A 25,725-nucleotide genomic window follows, 5' to 3' on the forward strand; every position below is an offset into this window, starting at 1 on the left:
TGTCGATGAATGTTCAGCGCACTTTGCCTGCTTCGGGCAACAGCACTTCCTTGTCGAACGCATCCACATCGATCACCACCCGCCGCGCCTGCTCGGCCTGATGCAGGCGTTGGCCTTCCTCCGCTTGCAAGGCGCCCGCTTCGATGGCGGCGTCGATCACCGATTGCCCTGGTGTCGCCTGCACCTTACCTTCCTTGATGGCCTGATGCAGCGCCTTGTGCAGTGGGGCGGCATCGTCCAGCAGGTCGCAGGCGGTCTGCAGCGCGGCCACCGGGTCGCCGTCGGCCTGAGGCCTGAAGCAACCCGCCAGCAGCTCTTCCAGCGCCGGGTCGCCTTTGCGGCGGCCGATCAGCGCCGCCACCTCGGCATCCAGCTCATCGCTGGGCCCGGTATGTCGGCGGCCGAACGGGAACACCAGCACGCGCAGGGCGCAGCCCAGGAAGCGGTTGGGGAAGTTGTCGAGCAACGCATCGAGTGCTTTCTCGGCCTGCCCCAGGCTTTCCTCCAGGGCCCAGCGCAGCAGGGGGCGCAGGTGTTCGGGCGAGCCGAGGTCGTGGTAGCGCTTGAGCGCGGCGCTGGACAGGTACAGGTAGCTGAGCACATCACCCAGCCGGGCGCTCAGGCGTTCGCGGCGCTTGAGCGCGCCGCCCAGCAGCATCATCGACAGGTCGGCCAGCAGGGCGAACGCCGCCGCCTGGCGGTTGAGGGCGCGGAAGTAGCCCTGGCTCAAGGCATCGCCCGGGACCTTCTCGAAATGCCCCAGGCCCAGGCCCAGCACCAGGGTGCTGGCGGCGTTGCCGGCGGCGAACAGGATGTGCTGCAGCAGCAGGTCGTCGAACTCGTTCAGCGCCTGGTCGTGGTCCTCGCGTCCGGCCAGGGCCATTTCCCTGAGCACGAACGGGTGGCAGCGGATCGCGCCCTGGCCGAAGATCATCAGGTTGCGCGACAGGATGTTGGCCCCCTCGACGGTGATGAAGATCGGCGCGCCTTGCCAGTTGCGGCCCAGGTAGTTGTTCGGGCCCATGATGATGCCCTTGCCGCCGTGCACGTCCATGGCGTGCTGGATGCACTCGCGGCCGCGCTCGGTGAGGTGGTACTTGAGGATCGCCGACAGCACCGAGGGTTTTTCCCCCAGGTCGACAGCCTTGGCGGTGAGCAGGCGGGCGCTGTCCATCAGCCAGGCGTTGCCGCCGATGCGTGCCAGGGATTCCTGGATGCCTTCGAAGGCGGCCAGCGGTACGTTGAACTGTTCGCGCACGCGGGCGTATTGGCCGGTGACCAGGCTGGTGTACTTGGCCGCGCCCGTGCCGACCGCCGGCAGGGAGATCGAGCGGCCCACTGACAGGCAGTTCATCAGCATCATCCAGCCCTTGCCGAGCATGGCCTGGCCGCCGATCAGGCAGTCCAGCGGCACGAATACGTCCTTGCCGCTGTTGGGGCCGTTCATGAACGCGGCGCCCAGCGGCAGGTGGCGCTGGCCGATCTCCACGCCGGGGAGGTCGGTGGGGATCAGCGCCAGGCTGATGCCCAGCTCGGTCTGCTCGCCCAACAGGTGGTCGGGGTCGTAGGCCTTGAAGGCCAGGCCCAGCAGGGTGGCGACCGGGCCGAGGGTGATGTAGCGCTTTTCCCAGTTCAGGCGCAGGCCGATGACTTCTTCACCCTGCCACTGGCCTTTGCAGATGACGCCGGTGTCGGGCATGGCCCCGGCGTCGGAGCCGGCCAGGGGGCCGGTGAGGGCGAAGCAGGGGATGTCGTCGCCACGGGCCAGGCGCGGCAGGTAGTGGCTGCGCTGTTCGTCGGTGCCGTAGTGCAGCAGCAGTTCGGCCGGGCCCAGGGAGTTGGGCACCATCACCGTGGAGGCCAGGTCGCCGCTGCGGGTGGCCAGTTTCATCGCCACCTGGGAGTGGGCGTAGGCCGAGAAACCCTTGCCGCCGTATTCCTTGGGGATGATCAGGGCGAAGAAGCCGTGCTGCTTGATGAAGTCCCAGGCTTGCGGCGGCAGGTCGAGGTCCTGGCCGATCTGCCAGTCGCTGACCATGGCGCACAGCTGCTCGGTGGGGCCGTCGATGAAGGCCTGTTCTTCCTCGCTGAGCTTGGGCGCGGGGTAGTCGAGCAGGGTGTTCCAGTCGGGGCGGCCGCTGAACAGGTGGCCGTCCCACCACACGGTGCCGGCGTCGATGGCTTCGCGCTCGGTCTGCGACATCGGCGGCAGGGTGCGCTGGAACCAGCTGAACATCGGCGCGGTGAACAGTTTGCGGCGCATTTCTGGCAGGACGAAGAAGGCGACCTTGAGGGCGATCACCACCCAGATCAGCGTCAGCAGCCAGCCCGGCGCCGTGCTGAACAGGCCCATGAGCAGGGTGTAGGCGGCGATTGCCGCGAGGATCTGCAACGGCGCCAGGCGTCGATGCAGGAGATACGCGGCGCCTAGCACCAGGACCAGCAACCACAACAGCAGCATGATTCTTCCTCCTTGGAAGCGGGGCGGGGGGCGATCCACAGAGCTTAGACGTGTTGGGGTGGATGGCCTGCTTAGAAGACTGACCGGGTTGGGTGGCGGGAGTTCGGTGGCGGTTGGGGGATTGTGGGGCTGCGTTGCAGCCCTTTCGCGGCACAAGGCCGCTCCTACAGACGGCCGCGATCCCATGTAGGAGCGGCCTTGTGGCGCGAAAGGGCCGCAAAGCGGCCCCGGGGATCATTTACTTCTGTTCAACCCCACCTCCATGTCATCGATCAGCGCCTTGGCCATGGCGCTGAGGATCCGCGCCGAGCTGCCGGCCAGCAGGTCGCCTTCCATCTCCGCTTCGCAGGTCAGGTGGCGGATGCAGCCGAGCAGCACCGACAACTCGCTGAAGGCGTCTTCGAACGTAACGCCCGGCTCGACCTTGAACAGGTCCAGGCAGGTGATGCGGCCTGCGGTATGCCCGCGGCTCATGGCTGCACCTGCGGCTTGTGCTCGAGCAGGGCGCAGGCGAGCTGGCCGAGGTAGTCGCTGGCGGTGAACAGGCGGTCCTGGGCTTCGCCGGGCTCGGTCTTGAAGTAGATGTCGAGGACGTCGGAGATGGCGGTGGCCACTTCGACGGCGGCGGCCATGGCGTCGTCGCGGGGGAGGGTGGGGCGGATGGTGATGAAGTGGCAGAGACGGGGTGGGTCTGGGACGATTTTTTTCATGGTCAAGAGTCCTATGTGGTTACTGAAAACCACCAGCCAGGTCCTTTCTCACGAGGTAAGGGTGGCGGCCGTGTACGAGGTGAGAAAACCGGGACATAGGACAAACCCGGCCAGACCGAAGCCTGCCCGCACACGGCCACCATGACGAAGCCGCTGGTTGTCATATGTAGTCGGGTTTCTCACACCCGGTCACCCAATGTGGCGACCCGATGAAGTTATCCCCGGGGTATTTCCCCGACAACGTGGCGGCTTCCGGCAAGCGCGTAGGATAGTTCCCAAGCTTTGCTGGCTGAAGCATTTGGTTTCAGGTTCGGAAAGATCTGACAGTCTCTGAGGTCGCTGGGGCTGCTGCGCAGCCCTTTCGCGGCACAAGGCCGCTCCTACAGGATATGCGCCAGTTCTGCCGTGGTGCGGTCCCTGTAGGAGCGGCCTTGTGCCGCGAAAGGGCCGCAAAGCGGCCCCCCGGTTTCACTGGCACCGCCCACCGCTTGGGGTAGACTGGCCCCCTCCCGCATTCATTAAGGACGTTGCCATGCTGAAGATCTGGGGCCGCAAGAATTCGAGCAATGTGCGCAAGGCGTTGTGGATCGCCCACGAGCTGGGCCTGGACTTCGAGTCCATCGATGCCGGCGGCGCCTTCGGCGTGGTCAACGAACCGCATTACCGGGCACTCAATCCCAACGGCCTGGTGCCCATGCTCGAAGACGCCGACCTGGTGCTGTGGGAGTCCAACACCATCGTGCGCTACCTGTGCGCCGAGTACGGCGAAGAACAAGGCTGGTACCTCGACGACCCGCGCCAGCGCGCCCTGGCCGACAAGTGGATGGACTGGACCACCTCGTCCTTCGCCGGCCCCTTCCGTCCGCTGTTCTGGGGCCTGCTGCGCACCCCCGAGGAGCAGCGCGACTGGGTGGCGATCAACGCCGCGCACAAGCAGTGCGCGCAACTGCTGGCCATCGCCGACGAGACCCTGGCCAGGCAGCCGTACCTCTCCGGCGAGCAGATCGGCATGGGCGACATCCCCCTGGGCAGCTTCATCTACGCCTGGTTCGAAATGCCCATCGAACGCCCGGCCATGCACCACCTCGAAGCCTGGTACGCGCGCCTCAAGCAGCGCCCGGCCTACCAGGCGGCGGTGATGACCGCCCTGACGTGACGCCACTTCGATAGTCATTATCAATAGATGTGACTGTACTTGTGCGGCCAGCCCTTGCACCATGGCCGCACTCACTGCGCCAGTGACTTTGCCTGGCGTGTCCCGAACCCTTTTCTCGGTACCCGACCCGCTATGAGTTCCGCCCTGTCCATCCGACAGCTGACCAAGACCTACGGCAACGGTTTCCAGGCCCTCAAGGGCATCGACCTGGACGTTTCCGAAGGCGACTTCTTCGCCTTGCTCGGCCCCAACGGCGCCGGCAAGTCCACCACCATCGGCATTCTCTCGACCCTGGTGAACAAGACCAGCGGCACGGTCAACGTGTTCGGCCACGACCTGGACCGCGAGCCGGCGGCGCTCAAGCGCTGCCTGGGCGTGGTGCCCCAGGAGTTCAACTTCAACCAGTTCGAGAAGACCTTCGACATCGTCGTCACCCAGGCCGGCTACTACGGCATCCCGCCCAAGGTGGCCAAGGAACGCGCCGAGCAGTACCTGACGCAACTCGGGCTGTGGGACAAGCGCGACGTGCCGTCGCGTTCGCTGTCCGGCGGCATGAAGCGCCGGCTGATGATCGCCCGGGCGCTGATCCACGAGCCGCGCCTGTTGATCCTCGACGAGCCGACCGCGGGGGTCGACATCGAGCTGCGCCGTTCGATGTGGAGCTTCCTCACCGAGCTCAACCAGAAGGGCATCACCATCATCCTCACCACCCACTACCTCGAAGAGGCCGAGCAGCTGTGCCGCAACATCGGCATCATCGACCACGGCACCATCGTCGAGAACACCAGCATGCGCCAGCTGCTGGGCAAGCTGCATGTCGAGACCTTCGTCCTCGACCTCAAGCACGACCTGCCCGCCGCCCCTGAGCTGCAGGGCTACCCGTGCCGGCTGATCACCCCGCACACCCTGGAGGTGCAGGTGGACAAGGACATCGGCATCACCGCGCTGTTCGGCCAGCTGGCGTTGAAGAACATCGAGGTGCAAAGCCTGCGCAACAAGACCAACCGACTCGAGGAGCTGTTCGTGTCCCTGGTGGAAAAGAACCTGTCGAAGGTGGCCGTATGAGTGTGGAGCTGCGCACCAACTGGGTCGCCCTGAACACCATCGTCTACCGCGAAGTGCGGCGCTTCCTGCGCATCTGGCCGCAGACCCTGCTGCCGCCGGCGATCACCATGGTCCTGTACTTCGTGATCTTCGGTAACCTGATCGGCCGGCAGATCGGTGACATGGGCGGCTTCACCTACATGGAGTACATCGTGCCGGGGCTGATCATGATGTCGGTGATCACCAACTCCTACGGCAACGTGGTGTCGAGCTTCTTTGGCAGCAAGTTCCAGCGCTCCATCGAGGAACTGATGGTCTCGCCGGTGTCGCCGCACACCATCCTCGTCGGTTATGTGCTGGGTGGCGTGCTGCGCGGCTTGGCGGTGGGGGTGATCGTGACTTTCCTGTCGCTGTTCTTCACCGATTTGCAGGTGCATCACCTGGGGGTGACGGTCATCGTGGTGCTGCTGACGGCGACGATCTTTTCGCTGCTGGGCTTTGTCAACGCAGTATTCGCCCGCAACTTCGACGACATCTCGATCATTCCGACCTTCGTGCTGACGCCGCTGACCTACCTGGGCGGGGTGTTCTACTCGATCAACCTGCTGCCGCCGTTCTGGCAGACCGTGTCGTTGGCCAACCCCGTGCTGCACATGGTCAACTCGTTCCGCTACGGCATCCTAGGGGTGTCGGACATCAGCATCGGCACGGCGATCAGCTTCATGCTGGTGGCCACCGCGCTGCTCTACCTGCTGTGCGTGCGCCTGCTGGTCAGCGGCCGCGGCATGCGTGCCTGAGCTGCGGGTGAGGGCACAGCGGCACTGGCGCCGGCGCCACTGCCGGCCCACCCACCAGCGCCAGTAGCCCATGGTGGTGAAGTAGGCGAGCACGCCGAGCACCACCCCGCACACCACCGAGCCGAGCAGGAATGGTTGCCAGATCGTCGCCAGCTGGTCGGTGACCCAGTCGACGGTGATTTCCTCGGGCAGGGTGCGCGGCGGCACCTGCATCAGCCAGGCGCCGGTCATGTAGGTGACGAAGAACACCGGCGGCATGGTCAGCGGGTTGGTCAGCCACACCAGGCTCACCGCGATCGGCAGGTTGCCGCGCACCGGGATCGCCAGCGCGGCGGCCAGCAGCATCTGCATGGGGATGGGGATCAACGCCGCGAACAGGCCGACGCCCATGGCCCGCGCCACCGAATGGCGATTGAGGTGCCACAGGTTGGGGTCGTGCAGCAGCTTGCCGAAAAAACGTAAGGACTTGTGTTCGCGGATGCTGGTCGGGTCCGGCATGTAGCGTTTGAACAGACGGCGCGGCATGTGGGCTCCCGGCGGGGTTGAAGGGCGTCAGTATGCCTTCATTCAAGCGCAACCTCGTTCAGAGTTTGTGACAATTGATTAGCAGGTTTTTCCCGCCAATCGGCTAAGCCTCAGGGGGCGTTTTCGCTTCTGGAGCTCTATCTCATGCGCACAGGGATGCTGGCGCTGGTCCTCGGGCTGTTGAGCCTGCGCTTCTTGCCTGCCTTGCCACCGGTCGGATGGCTGATTCCACTGCTGTTGCTGGCCCTGGCCTGCCTGCGTACCCGGGCCTGGCCGCTGGGCGGGTTCCTGCTGGGTGTCTGCTGGGCCTGCTGGTCGGCGCAGCAGGCCCTGGACGACCGCCTGCCGGCCGCACTGGACGGTCGCACGCTGTGGCTGGAGGGGCGGGTGGTCGGCCTGCCGACCCGTACCGAGCGCGGCGTGCGTTTCGAGCTGGAGCAGCCGCAGTCGCGCCGGGCCCGGTTGCCGCAACGTGTGCAACTGAGCTGGTTCGACGGGCCGCCGCTGCGCGCGGGGGAGCACTGGCGGCTGGCGGTCAACCTGCGTCGGCCGCAGGGCCTGCTCAACCCCCATGGCCCGGATCAGGAGGCCACGCTGTTGGCACGGCGGGTCGGCGCTACCGGCACGGTCAAGGCCGGTACACGCCAGAGGGAGGAGGCCAGCAGTTGGCGCGACGGCCTGCGCCAGCGCTTGCTGGCCACCGATGCCCATGGCCGGGAGGCGGCGTTGACCGCCCTGGTGCTCGGGGATGGGGCAGGCCTGGCACGGGAGGATTGGCAGGTGCTGCAGGCCACCGGCACGGTGCACCTGCTGGTGATTTCCGGACAGCACATCGGCTTGCTGGCCGGATTGGTCTATGGGCTGGTGGCAGGGTTGGCGCGTCTGGGGGCCTGGCCCCGGCGGTTGCCGTGGCTGCCCTGGGCCTGCGGCCTGGCGATGACGGCGGCGCTAGGGTACGGCTGGCTGGCGGGGTTCGGCGTGCCGGTGCAGCGGGCGTGCCTGATGCTGGCGGTGGTGCTGCTCTGGCGCTTGCGTTTTCGTCACCTGGGCGCCTGGGTGCCGTTGCTGATGGCGCTGTCGGGCGTGCTGCTGGTCGAGCCGCTGGCCAGCTTGTTGCCGGGGTTCTGGCTGTCGTTCGCTGCCGTTGCGGTGCTGGTGTTGTGTTTTGCCGCACGGCTGGGCGCCTGGCGGCCCTGGCAGGCCTGGACCCGTGCCCAGTGGGTGATCGCCGTAGGGTTGTTGCCGGTATTGCTGGCCTTGGGGCTGCCCGTCAGCCTCAGCGCGCCGCTGGCCAATCTGCTGGCGGTGCCGTGGCTTAGTTTGGGCGTGCTGCCGTTGGCGTTGCTGGGTACGGCCCTGCTGCCGGTGCCTGGGCTGGGGGAGGGGATGCTGTGGTTGGCGGGCCTGTCGTTGGACGGCCTGTTTGCCGTGCTGACGCGATTGGCAGGGCTGCAGCCGGCCTGGATACCCGAGCCACTGCCGTTGTGGGCCTGGCTGCTGGTATGCCTTGGCGCCTTGCTGGTGCTGCTGCCCCGTGGCGTGCCGTTGCGGGCACCGGGCGCGGTCATGCTGTTGGCGCTATGGGCGCCACGCGAACAGCTGCCTTTGGGTCAGGCGGAAGTCTGGCAGCTGGATGTGGGGCAGGGCCTGGCGGTGTTGCTGCGTACGCGAAATCACGCGCTGCTGTATGACGCAGGTCCGGCCCAGGGTGGCAGTGACCTGGGCGAGACGGTAGTACTGCCGACCTTGCGCAAGCTCGGGGTTAAGGCGCTGGATGTGATGCTGATCAGCCATGGCCATGCCGACCATGCCGGTGGGGCGGCGGCCGTGCGGCGTGGGCTGCCGGTGGCACGGGTGCTGGCCGGCGAGGTCGCCGGGCTTGAGGCGGCGTCGCTGTGCCGCAGTGGCGAGCGCTGGCGGTGGGATGGCGTTGATTTCGAGCTCTGGCATTGGCCGCAGGGGGCTTCAAGTAACGAGCGCTCCTGTGTGTTGCGGGTGCACGCCAAGGGCGAGCGCCTGCTGCTGGCCGGGGATATGGAGGCCGGGGCGGAGCGCGCCTGGCTGGCCACGGTCGAGGATCCTCGGGTGGACTGGCTGCAGGCGCCGCACCATGGCAGCCGCACGTCGTCCAGCGAGCCGTTCGTCCAGGCCACGGCGCCGCGCGGGGTGCTGATTTCCCGAGGGCGGCACAATGGTTTCGGGCATCCCCATGGGCAGGTGATCGCGCGCTATCGGCGGCATGGGGTGTCGGTGCATGACACGGCGGTGGAGGGGGCGTTGCGATTGGTGCTGGGGAGCCAGGGCGGGGTGGAGGGTGTGCGCAGGGAGCGGCGGTTCTGGCGTGATTAGGAGGGGTTTTTGGGGGGCATGTCGTGAGTTTTTCTTTGGTGCGTAAATCGAGCGCCGCCCGCGCGGCGCTCGGTATCCGCCACCCCACAGCTTCCAAGCCAAGCCCGGCGATTTCCCTGACCTCCGGCAGATGAGCCCCAGGCGGTCCTATGGTAGAGTGGCGGCCTTTTTCCGAGGGGATGCTAACTGTGTGGGAATTGGTCAAGTCCGGTGGCTGGATGATGCTGCCGATCATCCTGAGTTCCATCGCCGCCATGGCGATCGTCGTCGAGCGCCTGTGGACCCTGCGCGCCAGCCGTGTCACCCCGCCGCACCTGCTGGGCCAGGTGTGGATGTGGATCAAGGACAAACAACTCACCAGTGACAAGCTCAAGGCCCTGCGCGCCGACTCGCCGCTGGGCGAGATCCTTGCCGCGGGCCTGGCCAACTCGCGCCACGGCCGCGAGATCATGAAGGAGTGCATCGAGGAGGCCGCCTCGCGGGTCATCCACGAGCTGGAACGCTACATCAGCACCCTCGGCACCATCGCTGCCATGGCCCCGCTGCTGGGCCTGCTGGGTACCGTGCTGGGCATGATCGACATCTTCAGCGCCTTCATGGGCTCGCAGATGACCGCCAACGCCGCCGTTCTGGCCGGAGGTATCTCCAAGGCCCTGGTCACCACCGCGGCCGGCCTGATGGTCGGTATCCCGGCGGTGTTCTTCCACCGCTTCCTGCTGCGCCGCATCGATGAGCTGGTGGTGGGCATGGAGCAAGAGGCGATCAAGCTGGTGGAAGTGCTGCAGGGCGACCGCGAAGTGGAAGTGGCCGGAGGCAAGGCGTGAAGTTCCGGCGCAATCGCCAGCGCGAGAACGTCGACATCAACCTGGCGTCGTTGATCGACGTGGTGTTCGTGCTGCTGCTGTTCTTCGTGGTCACCACCACCTTCACCCGCGAGACCCAGCTGCGCGTCGAGCTGCCCGAGGCCAGCAGCGCCGAGCAGCCGCCGGCCGACCAGGGCAAGCTGGTGGAGATCTCCATCAGCGCCGACGGCGTGTACTCGGTGAACAACCACCTGCTGCCCAAGAGCGACCTGGACACCCTGACCGAGGCGATCGAGAAGGAGTCCGGCGGTGACATCACCCTGCCGCTGGCCATCAGCGCCGACGGCAAGACCCCGCACCAGGCTGTGATCACCGCAATGGACGCGGCCGGCAAGCTCGGCTTCAGCAAGTTGCGCATGACCACCGTCGAGGCCGCGCAGGGCAAGCCCTGATGGCCTTCGCCGACCGTCTGCTCACCGCCTGGTACGCCGGGCACCCGGCGCTGGCCCTGTTGCGTCCGCTGGAGGCGCTGTACCGGCGCGTGGTGACGCGCAAGCGCGCGCGTTTTCTCAGTGGCGAAAGCCCCAGTTACCGTGCCCCGGTACCGGTGATCGTGGTGGGCAACATCACCGTCGGCGGTACCGGCAAGACACCGATGATCCTTTGGCTGATCGAGCACTGCCGCCGGCAGGGGCTCAAGGTCGGCGTGGTCAGTCGTGGCTATGGCGCCAAGCCGCCGCACTATCCCTGGCGCGTCCAGGCTGACCAGCCTGCGGAGCAGGCCGGCGACGAGCCCTTGCTGATCGTCCAGCGCACCGGCGTGCCGCTGGTGATCGACCCCGACCGTTCCCGCGCCGTGCAGGCCTTGCTGGCCAGCGACGCACCCGACCTGATCCTGTGCGACGACGGTATGCAGCATTACCGCCTGGCCCGCGACCTGGAGCTGGTGCTGATCGACGCCGCCCGTGGCCTGGGCAATCGCCGCTGCCTGCCGGCCGGTCCGTTGCGCGAGCCGGCCGAGCGCTTGGGCGAGGCCGACGCGGTGCTGTTCAACGGCGCCGAGAGCGACCGCGACGACGGCTTCGCCTTCCGCCTGCAACCCTCGGCGCTGATCAACCTGCGCAGCGGCGAGCGCCGCGAGCTCGACCTGTTCCCGCCTGGCCAGGCGCTGCACGCCGTGGCCGGCATCGGTAATCCGCAACGTTTCTTCAACACCCTGCTGGGGCTACACTGGCAGCCGGTGCCGCACCCTTTCGCCGACCATGCGCCCTACAGCCGTGAAGTGCTGTCGTTCAGCCCGCCGCTGCCGCTGGTGATGACCGAGAAGGATGCGGTGAAGTGTCGGCCTTTCGCCGCCGACGACTGGTGGTACCTGGCGGTCGACGCCGTGCCGACGCCCGCCTTCAGCGCCTGGTTCGACGCCCAGCTCGACCGCCTGCTGCCCGGCCGCCCCTGAGCCTTTTTTCATTTTCCGTCGCAAGGACACCTCCATGGACACCAAACTGCTCGATATCCTGGCCTGCCCGATCACCAAGGGCCCGCTCAAGCTCAGCGCCGACAAGACCGAGCTGATCAGCAAGGGCGCGGGCCTGGCCTATCCGATCCGCGACGGCATCCCGGTGATGCTGGAAAGCGAGGCGCGCACCCTGACCGACGAAGAGCGCCTGGACAAATGAGCCTGGACTTCACCGTGGTGATTCCCGCCCGGCTGCGCTCCACGCGCCTGCCGGGCAAGCCATTGCTGCCGATCGCCGGCAAGCCGATGGTCCAGCATGTGTGGGAGCAGGCGCGCAAGAGCAGTGCCAGCCGCGTGGTCATCGCCACCGACGACACCAGCATTGTCGAAGCCTGCCAAGCGTTCGGCGCCGAAGTGCTGCTGACCCGCGCCGACCACGAGTCGGGCACCGATCGCCTGGCCGAGGTGGCTGCCCAGCTGGGCCTGGCCGCCGATGCCATCGTGGTCAACGTGCAAGGCGACGAGCCGCTGATTCCGCCAGTGATCATCGACCAGGTGGCGGCCAACCTGGCGGCGCACGCGGAAGCCGGCATCGCCACCCTGGCCGAGCCGATCCACGCGCCAGAAACCATCTTCAATCCCAACGCGGTCAAGGTGGTCAGCGACAAGCACGGCCTGGCCCTGACCTTCAGCCGCGCGCCGCTGCCCTGGGCCCGCGACGCCTTCGCCAAAAACCGCGACCAGTTGCCGGAGGGCGTGCCCTATCGCCGCCATATCGGCATGTACGCCTACCGCGTGGGCTTCCTCCAGGACTTCGTCGCCTGGGGCCCGTGCTGGCTGGAGCAGACCGAATCGCTGGAGCAGCTGCGCGCCCTGTGGCACGGCGTGCGCATCCATGTCGCCGACGCCATCGAGGCACCGGCCGTGGGTGTGGACACCCCTGAAGACCTGGAGCGCGTACGGCGCTTGCTGGAGGCCTGATGCGCGTTTTGTTCGTCTGCCTCGGCAATATCTGCCGTTCTCCGACCGCCGAAGGCGTGCTGCGCCACCAGCTCGAGGCCGCAGGCCTGGGTGATGTGGTGCAGGTGGCCTCCGCCGGCACCGGCGACTGGCATGTCGGCAAGGCGCCCGACAGCCGTACCTGCAAGGCCGCCCTGGCCCGTGGCTACGACCTGTCGCGCCAGCGCGCCCAGCAGGTCAAGGCGGCGCACTTCGCCGAGTACGACCTGGTCCTGGCCATGGACAAGAGCAACCTGGGCCACCTGCAGGCCCTGCGCCCGCACAACGCCAAGGGCGAGCTCGACCTGTTCCTGCGCCGCTATGGCGCGGCCCTGGACGAAGTGCCGGACCCTTACTACGGCGGTGTCGAAGGCTTCGAGCAGGTCCTGGACCTGATCGAGGCGGCCTGTCGCGAGCTGGTCGTGGAAATCAAGGGGCGGTTATGACGACGCACTGGCAGGAGCGGGTGTCGCTCAAGCCCTACAACACCTTCGGCATCGATGTCAGTGCCCGCTACTTCACCCAGGCCCATGACGACGACGAAGTCCGCCAGGCCCTGGCCCAGGCCGCCGAGCGGCAGGTGCCGGTGCTGGTGATCGGCGGCGGTAGCAACCTGTTGCTGTCACGCGATGTCGAGGCCCTGGTGCTGCATATGGCCAGCCGTGGCCGACGCCTGCTCAGCGACGACGGCGAGCGGGTGGTGGTCGAGGCCGAGGCCGGCGAGCCCTGGCACCCGTTTGTGCAGTGGAGCCTTGGGCAGGGGCTGTGCGGGCTGGAAAACCTCAGCCTGATCCCCGGCACCGTGGGCGCCGCGCCGATGCAGAACGTCGGTGCCTATGGCGTGGAGATCAAGGATGTGTTCGCCGGCTTGACCGCGCTGGACCGCGAGACCGGCGAGCTGCGGGACTTCTCGCTGGAGGACTGCGCGTTCGGTTATCGCGACAGCCTGTTCAAGCGCAGCCCCGGGCGCTGGCTGATCCTGCGCGTGCGCTTTGCCTTGAGCCGCACCTTGCAGGCACACCTGGACTACGGCCCGGTGCGTCAGCGCCTGGCGGAGCAGGGCGTCGAGCAGCCGAGCGCGCAGGCGATCAGCGACGCGATCTGCAGTATCCGTCGGGAAAAGCTGCCGGATCCGGCTGAGCTGGGTAACGCTGGGAGCTTCTTCAAGAACCCCGTGGTGCCCGCTGAATTGGTCGAGCGCATCCGTGCCGGGCACCCTGGCGTGGTGGCCTATCCCCAGGCCGATGGCCAGGTGAAGCTGGCGGCCGGCTGGCTGATCGAGCAGGCGGGGTGGAAAGGCTATCGCGATGGTGATGCCGGGGTGCACCGCTTGCAGTCGCTGGTGCTGGTGAACTACGGCCAGGCGAGCGGGGCGCAGTTGCATGCGCTGGCTCGGCGGATCCAGGCGGATATCCTCGAGCGCTTCGGGGTCGAGCTGGAGATGGAACCAAACTTGTACTGATGGGCTGGCCTGTGCCGGCCCTATCGCGGGGCAAGCCCGCTCCTACCGGTAGGGTGTTGCCCTTGTAGGAGCGGGCTTGTCCCGCGAACACCGGCGAAGCCGGTGCCATCCAAGTCGACAAAGAAAAAGCCCCGCCAGTTCGCACTGGCGGGGCTTTTTCATTCAGCCGAGGCTATCAACCGTGATGAGGCTTGTGCTCATCAGCGGTTTCCAGGGCTTCGGCCGGGGCAGCGGCGGCCAGGGCAGCGGCGGCTGCTTCGGCTTCACGCTTGCGGCGACGCACTTCACGCGGGTCGTTCGGCGCACGGCCGTTCGACAGCATGATGGTGGACGGCTCGACTGGCGCTTCTTCGGCAACCACGGCTGGCGCAGGCTCGGCCACCGGGGCTTCGACCACTTCAGGCTGGGCTTCGACGGCTTCGACCACCGGAGCAGGCTGCTCGGCGACTGGCGCCTGGGCTTCGACCACTTCGGCAACCGGTGCCTTCTCGATCTCGCCCGCTTCCACCACAGGGGCTTCCACGACCGCTGCAGGCTCGACGGCTGCCTCGACAACGGCGGCGGCCGGCTGCTCGGCGGCGGCTTCTTCAACCACTGGCTGCGGCGCCACTTCAACTACAGGCTCGATGCTTGGCTCGGCGGCGACCACAGGCTCGCTGACAGGCTGCTCGACCACCGGGGCGATGGCGACCTGCTCGGCCACGACTTCGGTGATTTCCACCTGGGTCTCGGCGACAGCGGCGCTGGCGCGTTCGGCCTGCTGGTTGGCTTCGGCCTCGGCGTCAGCGCTGATGTTGCTGGTGGCGACAGCGGCGATGACGGCAGTGCCGGCGGCCAGTTCGGCACCCAGCTCGGTGGCCTGGTGCTGTTGTGGCTGCTCTTCGCCGGCGTCTTCGTCGCTGCCTTCGATCAGCTCGCCATTGGCGTTGCGCTGGCGCTCACGACGGTTGCTGCGACGACGCTGGCCACGGGAACGACGGCGCGGACGCTCGCCATCGGCACCTTCCTGCTCGTCCTGCAGCAGCTCTTCGTTCGGCAGTTCTTCCTCGGCGAGCTCGGCAACCTGTTCGGCGGCTTGCACCTCAGGGCGCAGCTGGCGCTCTTCGCGTGGAGCGCGTTCCTCGCGTGGGGCACGCTCTTCGCGAGGGGTACGTTCTTCACGTGGAGCGCGTTCTTCGCGAGGGGCACGTTCTTCACGTGGAGCACGCTCTTCGCGAGGGGCGCGTTCTTCACGTGGAGCGCGTTCTTCGCGAGGGGCACGTTCTTCACGTGGAGCACGTTCTTCACGTGGTGCGCGCTCTTCACGGGCTACGCGTTCTTCGCGTGGCGCACGCTCTTCACGCGGGGCGCGTTCTTCGCGGGCAACCGGCGCGGCGTCCAGCGGCTCGCGCAGTTCGCGCACACGCTCTTCGCGGTTGCCGCGGCGGTCTTCACGCGGCTGGCGCGGTTGACGCTCTTCACGTGGCGCGCGTTCTTCACGCGGGGCACGCTCTTCGCGAGGCTGACGCTCTTCACGCGGGGCGCGCTCGCCGCGCTCTTCGCGTGGCTTGCGGTCTTCTTCGCGACGGCCGTTGCGGTTGCGGCTCTGCTGGCGACCGTTGCGACGCTCTTCATTGCGTGGCGAGCGCTCGGTGGCTGGCTTCTCGGTGGCGGCGGCCGGTGCGGCGGCGGGCTCTTCCTTGCCGGCGAACAGGCTGACCAGCGACTTGACCAGGCCCTTGAACAGGCTCGGCTCGGCGGCGGCAGGGGCAGCGACCGGCGCGGCAGGGGCAGGCTGTTCTTCAACGGTGGCCGGAACCGGTGCGTTGGCACGGGCCGGCGCGGTCTTGACCGCGGCTTCCTGGCGCACCAGGGTGCGGGTGGCGGTCGGCTGCGGCGCTTCTTCGGTCTCGGCCGAGGCGATCTCGTAGCTGGACTGGTTGGTCAGCACGTCCGGGTTGTCGTCGCGCAGGCGCTGGACTTCGAAGTGCGGGGTTTCCAGGTGATCGTTCGGCAGGATGATGATGCGTGCGCGAGTACGCAGTTCGATCTTGGTGATCGAGTTGCGTTTCTCGTTGAGCAGGAAGGCGGCCACCGGGATCGGCACCTGGGCGCGCACTTCGGCGGTGCGGTCCTTCAGCGCTTCTTCCTCGATCAGGCGCAGGATCGCCAGCGACAGCGACTCGACGTCACGGATGATGCCGGTGCCGGAGCAGCGCGGGCAGACGATGCCGCTGCTTTCGCCCAGCGATGGGCGCAGGCGCTGACGGGACATTTCCAGCAGGCCGAAGCGCGAGATGCGGCCCACCTGCACGCGGGCACGGTCGGCCTCGAGGCATTCGCGCACGCGTTCTTCGACGGCGCGCTGGTTCTTGGCCGGGGTCATGTCGATGAAGTCGATGACGATCAGGCCGCCGATGTCACGCAGGCGCAGCTGACGGGCGATCTCTTCGGCCGCTTCCAGGTTGGTCTGCAGGGCGGTTTCTTCGATGTCGCTGCCTTTGGTGGCGCGCGCCGAGTTGATGTCGATGGACACCAGGGCTTCGGTCGGGTCGATGACGATCGAGCCGCCGGACGGCAGGTCGACCACGCGCTGGAAGGCGGTTTCGATCTGGCTTTCGATCTGGAAGCGGTTGAACAGCGGCACGCTGTCTTCGTACAGCTTGACCTTGCTGGCGTACTGCGGCATCACCTGGCGGATGAAGGTCAGGGCTTCTTCCTGGGCGTCGATGCTGTCGATCAGCACTTCGCCGATGTCCTGGCGCAGGTAGTCGCGGATGGCGCGGATGATGACGTTGCTTTCCTGGTAGATCAGGAACGGCGCGGCGCGGTCTTGCGAGGCTTCCTTGATGGCGGTCCACAGCTGCAGCAGGTAGTCGAGGTCCCACTGCATTTCTTCGCTGCTGCGGCCGAGGCCCGCGGTGCGCACGATCAGGCCCATGTCGCCCGGAACGGTCAGGCCGTTCAGCGCTTCGCGCAGTTCGTTGCGCTCTTCGCCTTCGATGCGGCGGGAGATGCCACCGGCGCGCGGGTTGTTGGGCATCAGCACCAGGTAGCGGCCGGCCAGGCTGATGAAGGTGGTCAGGGCGGCGCCTTTGTTGCCGCGCTCTTCCTTCTCGACCTGGACGATGACTTCCTGGCCTTCGCTCAGGACTTCCTTGATGTTGACCCGGCCTTCAGGGGCTTTCTTGAAGTATTCGCGGGAGATTTCCTTCAGCGGCAGGAAGCCGTGACGGTCGGAGCCGAAGTCGACGAAGGCGGCTTCGAGGCTGGGCTCGATCCGGGTGATCTTGCCTTTGTAGATGTTGGCCTTTTTCTGCTCACGGGCGCCGGACTCGATGTCCAGGTCGTAGAGACGTTGGCCGTCCACCAGGGCTACACGCAACTCTTCGGGCTGAGTTGCGTTAATCAGCATTCTTTTCATGTTGTACCGTCGGTTTCCGGGCTGCCGGAAACGGCGTGCGGCACACACGACTTCTCAGGGTCGGTGCCAAGGTGCGCAAAGGGTGGCGGGCCACCCCCGTGTCTGGCGACGTTCGGCACCAGCCGGTTGCCCAGCCTGCCGTTGTCGCGACGACGCGTCCTGTTTTGCGGTGCCAAAAGACCTGTCGAGCTTTTCGAAGGTTATCCGAATCAATCGAGCGGGCCTGGTGCACTCAGTCAGGAGGAGGAATCAACCGGTCGGCCGTGGACGCCACTAGGGCGTCTGTTGAGGACCTTGTCCGCTCATCGCCCGTTGAGTGGGGCGCTGGGGCGGGTTCGGTGCCACACGGTCCGAGGGCTGTGCATCTCCACCCTGCACGTATCCCTTGAAAATTCGGTGCTGCCGCGCGCTGAATCCGCAACGGGTTGCATTTTTCGCCAGCCCGGTTCCGGGCTGGCGCCATAACATATCCAAGGCAGGAATTTCCGAGGCATTCGCCCAAATGCGCGGAGACGACGGTGGCGGGCAGAGGTACGGCGAAAAGAATCGGGTAAGCAGGTGAAACACCGCACTTGTCGTTTTTTTTCGGTCTTCTCTACACAGCGCTGGTGGCGATTCCAGGCATTTAGTTAAACTGGCGAACGCTCCGTAGGACGGCCTCGCGTCCTCGGGAATTGCGATGGTCAGGGCCGGCGTAGAGCCTGGTGCCGCTGGCCTGCCGCTTTTGGCGGCGTTCGCGACTATAGCAGCAATGATTAAGTGCTTCAATTCCATAAAAAATTGTTATGATCCCGCCATGACGACCAATACCCCCCCGACTTCCGGCGTTCAGCTGATCGAAGTCCCGCCGGAGCTTGCCGGCCAGCGCATCGACAATTTCCTCATCACGGCCCTCAAGGGCGTGCCCAAGACCCTGGTCTACCGCATCCTGCGCAAGGGTGAGGTGCGGGTCAACAAGGGCCGGATCAAGCCCGAGTACAAGCTGCAGGCCGGCGATATCGTGCGCGTGCCGCCGGTGCGCCTGCCCGAGCGCGACGAGCCGGCGCCGGTGGCCCAGGGGCTGCTGCAGCGCCTGGAGGCCGCGATTGTCTACGAGGACAAGGCGCTGATCGTGATGAACAAGCCGGCCGGCATCGCCGTGCATGGCGGCAGCGGCCTGAGCTTCGGCGTGATCGAGGCGCTGCGCCAGTTGCGCCCGGACGCCAAGGAGCTCGAGCTGGTGCATCGCCTGGACCGCGACACCTCGGGCCTGCTGATGATCGCCAAGAAGCGCAGCATGCTGCGCCACCTGCACGCCGCCCTGCGCGGTGATGGCGTCGACAAGCGCTACATGGCGCTGGTGCGCGGCCACTGGCCGACCTCGAAGAAGCAGGTCAACGCGCCGCTGCAAAAGAGCAACCTGCGTTCCGGCGAACGCATGGTCGAGGTCAATGACGAGGGCAAGGACGCGCTGACGATGTTCCGCGTGCTGCGCCGCTTCGGCGAGTTCGCCACCATCGTCGAGGCGCGGCCGATCACCGGGCGTACCCACCAGATCCGCGTGCATACCCTGCATGCCGGGCACATGATCGCCGGCGACAGCAAGTACGGCGATGAAGACTTCAGTCGCGAGATCCGCGAGCTGGGCGGCAAGCGTCTGTTCCTGCATGCCTACCAGCTGACCGTGCCGCTGCCCGACGGTGGCGAGCTCAAGCTCGAGGCGCCGGTGGACGAGATGTGGGCCAAGACCATCGAGCGGCTGGCGTCCTGAGCCATGAATAAAAGTTATGACCTGCTGATCTTCGACTGGGATGGCACCTTGGCCGACTCCATCGGGCGCATCGTCGAGGCCATGAACGTGGCCGCCGGGCGTGCCGGCGAGGTCGCCAGTAGCGACGAGGCGGTCAAGGGCATCATCGGCCTGGCGCTGGGGGAGGCGATCGCCATCCTGTACCCGCATCTTGATGTGCCGCAGGTCGAGGCGTTCCGTCAGCACTACGCCGACGTCTACATGGCGCTGGACCAACAGCCGTCGCCGTTGTTCGACGGCGTGGTCGAGTCGCTGGAAGCGTTCCGTGCCGAGGGCTATCGCCTGGCGGTGGCCACCGGCAAGGCGCGACGCGGCCTGGATCGGGTGCTCAAGGCCAATGGCTGGGAAGGTTATTTCGATATCACCCGGGCGGCCGACGAAACCCGTGGCAAGCCGCATCCGCTGATGCTCGAAGAAATTCTCGCCCATTGCCGGGTCGAACCTGGACGGGCGCTGATGGTCGGAGATTCGGCGTTCGACCTGCAGATGGCCAGCAATGCCGGCATGCATTCGGTTGCCGTGGGCTACGGCGCCATGTCGCTGCAGGCCCTGGCCGAATTCGGTCCGCAAGTGTGCATCGAGCATTTTTCCCAGTTGCGCGAATGGCTGGCCGAGCCTGCGCAGATCAATTTCCAAGGTAGGTGAGCATGACTGACGAATGGAAGGCGCCCGAGCCGGACGAAACCGGCGAGGAGCGCAAGAGCTGGAAGCTGCTGGAGAAGACCTTGCTGGCCGGCGTCCAGGAGCAGCGCCGGGCGCGGCGCTGGGGGATCTTCTTCAAGCTGCTGACCTTCGTTTACCTGTTCGGCATCCTGTTCCTGTTCACGCCGTTGATGGATGTGGACAAGGCGGCCTCGCGCAGCGGCAACCATACCGCGCTGGTTGAGGTGCGCGGGGTGATTGCCGACCAGGAGCCGGCCAGTGCCGACAATATCGTCAAGAGCCTGCGCGAGGCGTTCAAGGATCCGAAGACCAAGGCCGTGGTCATGCGCATCAACAGCCCGGGCGGCAGTCCGGTGCAGTCGGGCTACGTGTATGACGAGATCCGTCGCCTGCGCGCCGAGTACCCGGCCATCAAGCTGTATGCGGTGATCGCCGACCTGGGCGCGTCCGGCGCCTACTACATCGCCAGCGCCGCCGACGAGATCTATGCCGACAAGGCCAGCCTGGTCGGCTCCATTGGTGTCACCGCGGCCGGTTATGGCTTCGTCGGGACCATGGACAAGCTGGGGGTGGAGCGTCGTACCTATACGGCTGGCGAGCATAAGGCGTTCCTCGATCCGTTCTCGCCACAGAAACCCGAGGAGACCGCGTTCTGGCAGGGTGTGCTGGACACCACTCATCGCCAGTTTATCGCCATGGTCAAGCAGGGGCGGGGCGAGCGTTTGAAGGACAAGGAGCATCCGGAGCTGTTCAGCGGGCTGATCTGGTCCGGCGAGCAGGCCAAGGTGCTGGGGCTGGTGGATGGGCTGGGCAGTGCCAGCTATGTCGCCCGCGACATCGTGGGTGAGAAGGAGTTGGTTGACTTCACCGTTCAGGAGTCGCCGTTCGATCGCTTCTCCAAGCGCATCGGTGCCAGCGTGGCTGAGCGCCTGGCGCTGTACATGGGCTTCCAGGGGCCTTCGCTGCGTTGAGCTGAAGGTTCATCGTCGTGGATCGGTCCAAGATGCAGGGGTCGCTTTGCGACCCTTTCGCGGCACAAGGCCGCTCCTACAGGGGTCACGCTCGTCTGTAGGAGCGGCCTTGTGCCGCGAAAGGGCTGCAAAGCAGCCCCGGCAATTCCAAGTCAGGCGCTAATTTTTAATGCCTTGAGAGGGCTGGTGCTCAGGGCACCCGCACACCTTCCTTGTGCAGCATGTCCACCAGTCTAATCAGAGGCAGCCCGATCAGGCTCGTGGCATCGCAGCCATGGGTGCTCTGGAACAGGCTGACCCCCAATCCCTCCGCCTTGAAGCTGCCGGCGCAGTCCAGCGGCTGCTCGGCCGTCACATAGCGCTCCACGCGCTCCCGATCCAGCTCGCGCATCGTCACGGTAAACGGCACGCAATCGACCTGGCAGTGGCCTGTGGCGCTGTTCAGCAGCGCCAGCCCGGTGAGGAAGGTGACCTGCTGCCCGCTGGCCTCCAGCAACTGCTCGCAGGCGCGTTCGAAGGTGTGGGGCTTGCCGAGGATCTGCTCGCCCAGCACCGCCACCTGGTCGGAACCAATGATCAGGTGGTCGGGGTGGCTGGCGGCCAGGGCTTCGGCCTTCTGTCGGGCCAGGCGGCGGACCAGCTCGACGGCGGGCTCGTCATCGAGGCGCCGTTCGTCAAGGTCGGGGCTCGCCCAGGTGAAGGGCAGGCGCAGGCGGGTGAGCAGTTCGCGGCGGTACGCAGAGCTGGAAGCCAGTAACAAGGGAAGCATGGTAGACTCCTGGGCAATTACCCCGAATTCTAACATGCGAGATGGCACCTAATTTCCTTTGACAGGGAGGGGGTGCATCCCTAGAATGCTGCGCCTATGTTGAATGACCCGATTCCACCTCACGTTGACCCGCGCAAATTGGCTGATCGTGGCGTAACCCTCGAAGGTTCGCTGCAACTCGCTGATTTGGAAAGACTCTGCGACCCGCTTTCCGACAATGTCGGTACGGTGCAGGCGAAGTTCGATTTTGAACGAGATGAACAGCACGTGGTGGTTATCCACAGCGCGCTGGATGTCGAAGTCAAGATGGTTTGCCAGCGTTGTCTTGAGCTGGTCACCCTGCCGATCCACAGCGAATGTACATACGCCGTGGTGAAGGAGGGTGCGAACACCCAGTCGTTGCCGAAAGGCTATGACGTGCTGGAACTGGGCGAAGATCCTTTGGATCTGCAGGCGTTGGTCGAGGAAGAGCTGTTGCTCGCCCTGCCGATCGTGCCTGCTCATCATCCGGAAGAATGCCAGCAGCCGGCGGGACTCGATGAGCCCGAGCCGAGCAAGGACGAGGTATCGCGGTCCAACCCGTTCAGTGTATTGGCGCAGTTAAAGCGTGACCCAAACGTTTAGGAGTTAATCAATTATGGCTGTTCAGCAGAACAAAAAATCCCGCTCTGCCCGTGACATGCGCCGTTCGCACGACGCCCTGTCGGCAGAAGCTCTGTCGGTAGAGAAGAGCACCGGTGAAGTACACCTGCGTCACCACGTATCGCCAGAAGGCGTATACCGTGGTCGCAAAGTGATCGACAAGGGCGCCGACGAGTAATCCTTGTCCGCTCAGATCATCGCGATCGACGCAATGGGCGGGGACTTCGGTCCCCGCAACATTGTCCAGGCTAGCATTGCCTGCCTTTCGGCTACCCCCTCGCTGCACCTGACCCTCGTCGGTCAACCCTCCCTCCTTGAAGATCTGCTCAGCGGCCTTGCGGCTGCGGATCGCGCGCGCCTGCAGATTGTCGCGGCCAGCGAAGTGATCGGCATGGACGAGCGGCCATCGCAGGCGTTGCGGGGCAAGCCGGACTCGTCGATGCGCGTCGCCCTCGAACTGGTGCGTGATGGCAAGGCCCAGGCCTGCGTGAGTGCCGGCAATACCGGTGCGCTCATGGCCCTGTCGCGCCTGGTGCTCAAGACCCTGCCCGGCATCGATCGCCCGGCGATGGTGGCGGCGATTCCGACCCAGGCCGGCTATTGTCAGCTACTCGACCTCGGCGCCAATGTCGATTGCAGCGCGGAAAACCTCTACCAGTTCGCCGTGATGGGCTCGGTGGCCGCCCAGGCCCTGGGCGTGAACCGGCCGCGGGTGGCACTGCTCAATATCGGCACCGAGGACATCAAGGGCAACCAGCAGGTCAAACTGGCCGCCAGTCTGCTGCAGAACGCCCGGGGCCTGAACTACATCGGCTTCGTCGAGGGCGACGGGCTGTACCGTGGCGAGGCGGACGTGGTGGTGTGCGACGGTTTTGTCGGCAATATCCTGCTCAAGTCCAGCGAAGGCCTGGCAACCATGATCGGTGCGCGCATCGAGGCGTTGTTCCGTGGCGGGCTGCTGGCGCGGGCGGCGGGGGCCATGGCCATGCCGTTGCTCAAGCGCCTGCAGGCCGACCTGGCGCCGGCGCGACACAATGGCGCAAGCTTCCTGGGGTTGCAGGGCATCGTCATCAAGAGTCATGGCTCGGCGGGCGTGCAGGGGTTGCAGAGTGCGATCCAGCGGGCGCTGATCGAGATCCAGGAGAACCTGCCACAACGCCTGCACGGGCGTCTGGAGGACTTGCTGCCGTAGCCTGCGCCGGCCTCTTCGCGGGTAAACCCGCTGCCACAGGTGCCCTGTAACCTTCAGGCCTGTGGCAATCCTGTGGGAGCGGGTTTACCCGCGAAAGGGCCGGCACAGACAAGCAAAGATCTTAGGCATATCGCCGATGAAGTGCTTAAATGTGACCGCTTGGTCTGTGTATCCATCCAAGCTTTCAGATTCTGCGTCCAGCCCAGGGCTTGGCGCACCCTATCCGACGACAAGATCATAAGGGCTTGTTCAATGTCTGCATCCCTCGCATTCGTCTTTCCTGGTCAAGGTTCCCAGTCGCTGGGCATGCTCAAAGAGCTGGGCGCCGAAAAACCGGTAATCGTCGAGACCTTCAAGGAAGCGTCCGAGGCCCTGGGCTATGACCTGTGGAAACTGGTCCAGGAAGGCCCGGAAGAACAACTCAACCAGACCGACAAGACCCAGCCGGCCATCCTGACCGCCTCGATCGCCCTGTGGCGCCTGTGGCTGGAAGAGGGTGGCGCGCAGCCTGCGTTTGTCTCCGGTCACAGCCTGGGTGAATACAGCGCCCTGGTCGCCGCTGGCAGCCTGTCGCTCAAAGACGCCGTGCGCCTTGTCGAGCGCCGCGGTCAGCTGATGCAGGAAGCCGTGCCGGCCGGTCACGGCGCCATGGCCGCGATCCTCGGCCTGGACGACGCGGTCGTGGTCGAAATCTGTGCCAAGGCCGCCGAAGACCAAGTGGTCAGCGCGGTGAACTTCAACTCCCCTGGCCAGGTGGTCATTGCTGGCAACAAGGCGGCGGTGGATCGCGCCATGGAGCTGTGCAAAGTGGCTGGCGCCAAGCGCGCCCTGCCGCTGGCGGTCAGCGTGCCATCGCACTGCGCGCTGATGAAGCCGGCCGCCGAGCGTTTCGCCGAGTCGGTCAATGCCATCGAATGGAAGGCCCCGCAGATCCCGGTGGTGCAGAACGTCACCGCCGCCATCGCCGCCGACCTCGACGCCCTCAAGCACGATCTGCTGGCACAGCTGTACCAGCCGGTACGCTGGGTCGAGTGCGTGCAGGCCCTGGCCGAGCGCGGCGCGGTGAACCTGGTCGAATGCGGTCCGGGCAAGGTCCTGGCCGGCCTGAACAAGCGTTGCGCCGACGGCGTGACCACCTACAACCTCAACACCCCAGACGCCGTCGCCGCCACCCGTGCGGCGCTGGCCTGAATTCGGAGAAGCTTGCATGAGCCTGCAAGGTAAAGTTGCACTGGTCACCGGCGCCAGCCGTGGTATCGGCCAGGCCATCGCCCTCGAGCTGGGCCGTCAGGGCGCGACCGTGATCGGTACCGCCACCACCGCGTCGGGCGCCGAGCGCATTGCCGCCACCCTGAAAGAGCACGGCATCAACGGTACCGGCCTGGAGCTGAACGTCACCAGCGCCGAGTCCGTGGAGGCGGTGCTGGGCGCCATCGGCGAGCAGTTCGGCGCACCGGCCATCCTGGTCAACAACGCCGGCATCACCCGCGACAACCTGATGCTGCGGATGAAGGACGACGAGTGGTTCGACGTGATCGACACCAACCTCAACAGCCTCTACCGTCTGTCCAAGGGCGTGCTGCGCGGCATGACCAAGGCCCGCTGGGGTCGTATCATCAGCATCGGCTCGGTGGTGGGTGCCATGGGCAACGCCGGCCAGGCCAACTACGCCGCCGCCAAGGCTGGCCTGGAAGGCTTCAGCCGTGCCCTGGCCCGTGAAGTGGGCTCGCGTGGCATCACCGTCAACTCGGTGACCCCGGGCTTCATCGACACCGACATGACCCGCGAACTGCCCGAAGCGCAGCGCGAGGCCCTGCAGAAAGAGATTCCGCTGGGCCGCCTGGGCCAGGCCGAGGAGATCGCGAAAGTGGTTTCCTTCCTGGCTTCCGACGGTGCAGCCTATGTCACCGGCGCCACCGTGCCGGTGAACGGCGGGATGTACATGTAAAAACCGCAACTCAATGTGACGGATTGCTTCAAAAAAGAGTCATACTGCGAGCCTAAAATCCGTTATAAAGCTGCAACCAGATTCCGGGCAGAGGGCCCGGTGGCCTGGTGGAAGGCGCGTTACGCTTGAAAAGCAGGCGTCTTCCTATAAACTTGGTCACCGGCCAGCTGCCTGACATATGTCCATTAGGAGTGAAAACTAGGTATGAGCACCATCGAAGAACGCGTCAAGAAAATCGTCGCCGAGCAACTGGGCGTCAAGGAAGATGAAGTGAAGAACACCTCTTCCTTCGTTGAGGACCTGGGTGCCGATTCGCTTGACACCGTTGAGCTGGTGATGGCTCTGGAAGAGGAATTCGAGACCGAAATCCCTGACGAAGAAGCCGAGAAGATCACTACCGTTCAAGCTGCCATCGACTACGTCAACGCCCACCAGGCCTAAGACGTTTCAGTCGACGCTACTTGTCGGGAAAAACCGCACTGCCGTCGCCGGCGTGCGGTTTTTTCTTTGCAAGCCCTGCAATCAGCGGAGTCTGTTGCCAGGCCATTGGCCGCGCCAGTGCACTGGCAAGAGACTCTGTAATTTG

At 65.7% G+C, this 25,725-nt stretch carries 26 protein-coding genes; 20 read left to right on the forward strand and 6 right to left on the reverse strand.

Going from position 1 to position 25,725, the window contains the following annotated elements:
- Window positions 1-13 precede the first annotated feature (13 nt).
- The 3 genes from AC0MAZ_RS11290 to AC0MAZ_RS11300 form a co-directional block, all read right to left on the reverse strand.
- Entirely contained in the window at window positions 14-2,461 is a 2,448-nt protein-coding gene (locus AC0MAZ_RS11290) for an acyl-CoA dehydrogenase (RefSeq protein ID WP_203647564.1), read from the reverse strand.
- A 234-nt stretch (window positions 2,462-2,695) separates the two neighbouring features.
- Window positions 2,696-2,935 carry a DUF3077 domain-containing protein gene (locus AC0MAZ_RS11295; protein ID WP_203647563.1) on the reverse strand — a complete coding sequence of 80 codons (240 nt, stop codon included), beginning with the start codon at window positions 2,933-2,935 and terminating at the stop codon, window positions 2,696-2,698.
- Window positions 2,932-3,171: a hypothetical protein gene (locus AC0MAZ_RS11300; protein WP_267967160.1), complete on the reverse strand. Its 240-nt coding sequence runs from the start codon at window positions 3,169-3,171 to the stop codon at window positions 2,932-2,934. Before AC0MAZ_RS11300 ends, AC0MAZ_RS11295 begins: the two co-directional genes overlap by 4 nt.
- 532 nt (window positions 3,172-3,703) lie before the next feature.
- Between AC0MAZ_RS11300 and AC0MAZ_RS11305 the strand changes: the two genes are divergently transcribed.
- From AC0MAZ_RS11305 to AC0MAZ_RS11315, 3 genes are all read left to right on the forward strand, one after another.
- Window positions 3,704-4,327, forward strand: coding sequence for a glutathione S-transferase (locus AC0MAZ_RS11305; protein WP_232857570.1), 624 nt, complete (start codon window positions 3,704-3,706; stop codon window positions 4,325-4,327).
- Window positions 4,328-4,459: 132 nt separating this feature from the next.
- On the forward strand, window positions 4,460-5,392 hold the full coding sequence (locus AC0MAZ_RS11310; RefSeq protein WP_028690973.1) for an ABC transporter ATP-binding protein: 933 nt from the start codon (window positions 4,460-4,462) through the stop codon (window positions 5,390-5,392).
- Entirely contained in the window at window positions 5,389-6,168 is a 780-nt protein-coding gene (locus AC0MAZ_RS11315) for an ABC transporter permease (RefSeq protein WP_186716199.1), read from the forward strand. Before AC0MAZ_RS11310 ends, AC0MAZ_RS11315 begins: the two co-directional genes overlap by 4 nt.
- Here the strand turns inward: AC0MAZ_RS11315 and AC0MAZ_RS11320 are convergent.
- Window positions 6,052-6,693 (reverse strand): DUF2062 domain-containing protein, encoded by a 642-nt coding sequence (locus AC0MAZ_RS11320; protein WP_139121109.1) that lies wholly within the window; start codon window positions 6,691-6,693, stop codon window positions 6,052-6,054. The two genes, AC0MAZ_RS11315 and AC0MAZ_RS11320, sit on opposite strands and share 117 nt — an antisense overlap.
- Window positions 6,694-6,837: 144 nt before the next feature.
- Between AC0MAZ_RS11320 and AC0MAZ_RS11325 the strand changes: the two genes are divergently transcribed.
- From AC0MAZ_RS11325 to murB, 8 genes are all read left to right on the forward strand, one after another.
- Window positions 6,838-9,042 (forward strand): DNA internalization-related competence protein ComEC/Rec2, encoded by a 2,205-nt coding sequence (locus AC0MAZ_RS11325; protein WP_475861139.1) that lies wholly within the window; start codon window positions 6,838-6,840, stop codon window positions 9,040-9,042.
- A 188-nt stretch (window positions 9,043-9,230) separates the two neighbouring features.
- A complete protein-coding gene (locus tag AC0MAZ_RS11330; RefSeq protein ID WP_028690976.1) occupies window positions 9,231-9,866 on the forward strand; it encodes a MotA/TolQ/ExbB proton channel family protein in 636 nt (211 codons plus the stop codon).
- The gene (locus tag AC0MAZ_RS11335; RefSeq protein WP_110739307.1) at window positions 9,863-10,297 is read left to right on the forward strand and encodes an ExbD/TolR family protein; all 435 of its coding nucleotides are present in this window, start codon (window positions 9,863-9,865) and stop codon (window positions 10,295-10,297) included. Before AC0MAZ_RS11330 ends, AC0MAZ_RS11335 begins: the two co-directional genes overlap by 4 nt.
- A complete protein-coding gene (lpxK, locus tag AC0MAZ_RS11340; RefSeq protein ID WP_475861141.1) occupies window positions 10,297-11,301 on the forward strand; it encodes a tetraacyldisaccharide 4'-kinase in 1,005 nt (334 codons plus the stop codon). The genes AC0MAZ_RS11335 and lpxK overlap by 1 nt, the downstream gene beginning before the upstream one ends.
- Window positions 11,302-11,335: 34 nt before the next feature.
- The gene (locus AC0MAZ_RS11345; protein ID WP_011532874.1) at window positions 11,336-11,521 is read left to right on the forward strand and encodes a Trm112 family protein; all 186 of its coding nucleotides are present in this window, start codon (window positions 11,336-11,338) and stop codon (window positions 11,519-11,521) included.
- Complete coding sequence (gene kdsB / locus AC0MAZ_RS11350) at window positions 11,518-12,282, forward strand: 3-deoxy-manno-octulosonate cytidylyltransferase (RefSeq protein ID WP_232857566.1); 765 nt, start codon at window positions 11,518-11,520, stop codon at window positions 12,280-12,282. The genes AC0MAZ_RS11345 and kdsB overlap by 4 nt, the downstream gene beginning before the upstream one ends.
- Window positions 12,282-12,746, forward strand: a complete 465-nt coding sequence (locus tag AC0MAZ_RS11355; RefSeq protein WP_232857564.1) for a low molecular weight protein-tyrosine-phosphatase — start codon at window positions 12,282-12,284, stop codon at window positions 12,744-12,746. Before kdsB ends, AC0MAZ_RS11355 begins: the two co-directional genes overlap by 1 nt.
- Window positions 12,743-13,762 carry a UDP-N-acetylmuramate dehydrogenase gene (gene murB / locus AC0MAZ_RS11360; RefSeq protein WP_203647552.1) on the forward strand — a complete coding sequence of 340 codons (1,020 nt, stop codon included), beginning with the start codon at window positions 12,743-12,745 and terminating at the stop codon, window positions 13,760-13,762. Before AC0MAZ_RS11355 ends, murB begins: the two co-directional genes overlap by 4 nt.
- Before the next feature lie 175 nt (window positions 13,763-13,937).
- Here murB and rne read toward each other — a convergent pair whose 3' ends face one another.
- Window positions 13,938-17,165, reverse strand: a complete 3,228-nt coding sequence (rne, locus tag AC0MAZ_RS11365) for a ribonuclease E (RefSeq protein WP_475861144.1) — start codon at window positions 17,163-17,165, stop codon at window positions 13,938-13,940.
- A gap of 796 nt (window positions 17,166-17,961) precedes the next feature.
- On the opposite strand from rne, the gene rluC reads away from it, so the two are divergent.
- Genes rluC through AC0MAZ_RS11380 form a run of 3 tightly spaced genes read left to right on the forward strand, consistent with a single transcriptional unit; the run spans window position 17,962 to window position 20,588 of the window.
- Entirely contained in the window at window positions 17,962-18,915 is a 954-nt protein-coding gene (rluC, locus tag AC0MAZ_RS11370) for a 23S rRNA pseudouridine(955/2504/2580) synthase RluC (RefSeq protein WP_203647551.1), read from the forward strand.
- A gap of 3 nt (window positions 18,916-18,918) precedes the next feature.
- Window positions 18,919-19,599, forward strand: a complete 681-nt coding sequence (locus AC0MAZ_RS11375; protein ID WP_475861145.1) for an HAD family hydrolase — start codon at window positions 18,919-18,921, stop codon at window positions 19,597-19,599.
- A 2-nt stretch (window positions 19,600-19,601) separates the two neighbouring features.
- Window positions 19,602-20,588: a S49 family peptidase gene (locus AC0MAZ_RS11380; RefSeq protein WP_232857560.1), complete on the forward strand. Its 987-nt coding sequence runs from the start codon at window positions 19,602-19,604 to the stop codon at window positions 20,586-20,588.
- Between the two features lie 190 nt (window positions 20,589-20,778).
- Here the strand turns inward: AC0MAZ_RS11380 and AC0MAZ_RS11385 are convergent, their stop codons facing one another.
- Complete coding sequence (locus tag AC0MAZ_RS11385; protein WP_232857558.1) at window positions 20,779-21,357, reverse strand: Maf family protein; 579 nt, start codon at window positions 21,355-21,357, stop codon at window positions 20,779-20,781.
- A gap of 96 nt (window positions 21,358-21,453) precedes the next feature.
- Between AC0MAZ_RS11385 and AC0MAZ_RS11390 the strand changes: the two genes are divergently transcribed.
- The 6 genes from AC0MAZ_RS11390 (at window position 21,454) to acpP (ending at window position 25,580) form a co-directional block, all read left to right on the forward strand.
- Window positions 21,454-21,981: a YceD family protein gene (locus tag AC0MAZ_RS11390; RefSeq protein WP_023630499.1), complete on the forward strand. Its 528-nt coding sequence runs from the start codon at window positions 21,454-21,456 to the stop codon at window positions 21,979-21,981.
- A gap of 13 nt (window positions 21,982-21,994) precedes the next feature.
- Window positions 21,995-22,177: a 50S ribosomal protein L32 gene (rpmF, locus tag AC0MAZ_RS11395; RefSeq protein WP_028690987.1), complete on the forward strand. Its 183-nt coding sequence runs from the start codon at window positions 21,995-21,997 to the stop codon at window positions 22,175-22,177.
- Between the two features lie 3 nt (window positions 22,178-22,180).
- Entirely contained in the window at window positions 22,181-23,191 is a 1,011-nt protein-coding gene (gene plsX / locus AC0MAZ_RS11400; RefSeq protein WP_442964154.1) for a phosphate acyltransferase PlsX, read from the forward strand.
- Between the two features lie 252 nt (window positions 23,192-23,443).
- Entirely contained in the window at window positions 23,444-24,382 is a 939-nt protein-coding gene (gene fabD, locus AC0MAZ_RS11405; RefSeq protein WP_232857557.1) for an ACP S-malonyltransferase, read from the forward strand.
- A gap of 16 nt (window positions 24,383-24,398) precedes the next feature.
- Window positions 24,399-25,139 (forward strand): 3-oxoacyl-ACP reductase FabG, encoded by a 741-nt coding sequence (gene fabG, locus AC0MAZ_RS11410; RefSeq protein ID WP_203647546.1) that lies wholly within the window; start codon window positions 24,399-24,401, stop codon window positions 25,137-25,139.
- 204 nt (window positions 25,140-25,343) lie between these two features.
- Window positions 25,344-25,580: an acyl carrier protein gene (gene acpP, locus AC0MAZ_RS11415; protein WP_028690990.1), complete on the forward strand. Its 237-nt coding sequence runs from the start codon at window positions 25,344-25,346 to the stop codon at window positions 25,578-25,580.
- The last annotated feature ends 145 nt before the right edge of the window (window positions 25,581-25,725 follow it).

The organism is Pseudomonas sp. A (assembly GCF_056270345.1).

Bases quoted from the DNA above. Each gene is read 5' to 3' on its own strand.
- AC0MAZ_RS11320 (WP_139121109.1), bottom strand. From the start codon at position 6,693: ATGCCGCGCCGTCTGTTCAAACGCTACATGCCGGACCCGACCAGCATC.
- AC0MAZ_RS11345 (WP_011532874.1), top strand. From the start codon at position 11,336: ATGGACACCAAACTGCTCGATATCCTGGCCTGCCCGATCACCAAGGGC.
- AC0MAZ_RS11290 (WP_203647564.1), bottom strand. From the start codon at position 2,461: ATGCTGCTGTTGTGGTTGCTGGTCCTGGTGCTAGGCGCCGCGTATCTC.
- kdsB (WP_232857566.1), top strand. From the start codon at position 11,518: ATGAGCCTGGACTTCACCGTGGTGATTCCCGCCCGGCTGCGCTCCACG.
- fabG (WP_203647546.1), top strand. From the start codon at position 24,399: ATGAGCCTGCAAGGTAAAGTTGCACTGGTCACCGGCGCCAGCCGTGGT.
- murB (WP_203647552.1), top strand. From the start codon at position 12,743: ATGACGACGCACTGGCAGGAGCGGGTGTCGCTCAAGCCCTACAACACC.
- rpmF (WP_028690987.1), top strand. From the start codon at position 21,995: ATGGCTGTTCAGCAGAACAAAAAATCCCGCTCTGCCCGTGACATGCGC.
- AC0MAZ_RS11300 (WP_267967160.1), bottom strand. From the start codon at position 3,171: ATGAAAAAAATCGTCCCAGACCCACCCCGTCTCTGCCACTTCATCACC.
- AC0MAZ_RS11295 (WP_203647563.1), bottom strand. From the start codon at position 2,935: ATGAGCCGCGGGCATACCGCAGGCCGCATCACCTGCCTGGACCTGTTC.
- acpP (WP_028690990.1), top strand. From the start codon at position 25,344: ATGAGCACCATCGAAGAACGCGTCAAGAAAATCGTCGCCGAGCAACTG.
- AC0MAZ_RS11355 (WP_232857564.1), top strand. From the start codon at position 12,282: ATGCGCGTTTTGTTCGTCTGCCTCGGCAATATCTGCCGTTCTCCGACC.
- AC0MAZ_RS11315 (WP_186716199.1), top strand. From the start codon at position 5,389: ATGAGTGTGGAGCTGCGCACCAACTGGGTCGCCCTGAACACCATCGTC.
- AC0MAZ_RS11380 (WP_232857560.1), top strand. From the start codon at position 19,602: ATGACTGACGAATGGAAGGCGCCCGAGCCGGACGAAACCGGCGAGGAG.
- fabD (WP_232857557.1), top strand. From the start codon at position 23,444: ATGTCTGCATCCCTCGCATTCGTCTTTCCTGGTCAAGGTTCCCAGTCG.
- lpxK (WP_475861141.1), top strand. From the start codon at position 10,297: ATGGCCTTCGCCGACCGTCTGCTCACCGCCTGGTACGCCGGGCACCCG.
- AC0MAZ_RS11385 (WP_232857558.1), bottom strand. From the start codon at position 21,357: ATGCTTCCCTTGTTACTGGCTTCCAGCTCTGCGTACCGCCGCGAACTG.
- AC0MAZ_RS11390 (WP_023630499.1), top strand. From the start codon at position 21,454: ATGTTGAATGACCCGATTCCACCTCACGTTGACCCGCGCAAATTGGCT.
- rluC (WP_203647551.1), top strand. From the start codon at position 17,962: ATGACGACCAATACCCCCCCGACTTCCGGCGTTCAGCTGATCGAAGTC.
- rne (WP_475861144.1), bottom strand. From the start codon at position 17,165: ATGAAAAGAATGCTGATTAACGCAACTCAGCCCGAAGAGTTGCGTGTA.
- AC0MAZ_RS11375 (WP_475861145.1), top strand. From the start codon at position 18,919: ATGAATAAAAGTTATGACCTGCTGATCTTCGACTGGGATGGCACCTTG.
- AC0MAZ_RS11325 (WP_475861139.1), top strand. From the start codon at position 6,838: ATGCGCACAGGGATGCTGGCGCTGGTCCTCGGGCTGTTGAGCCTGCGC.
- AC0MAZ_RS11310 (WP_028690973.1), top strand. From the start codon at position 4,460: ATGAGTTCCGCCCTGTCCATCCGACAGCTGACCAAGACCTACGGCAAC.
- AC0MAZ_RS11305 (WP_232857570.1), top strand. From the start codon at position 3,704: ATGCTGAAGATCTGGGGCCGCAAGAATTCGAGCAATGTGCGCAAGGCG.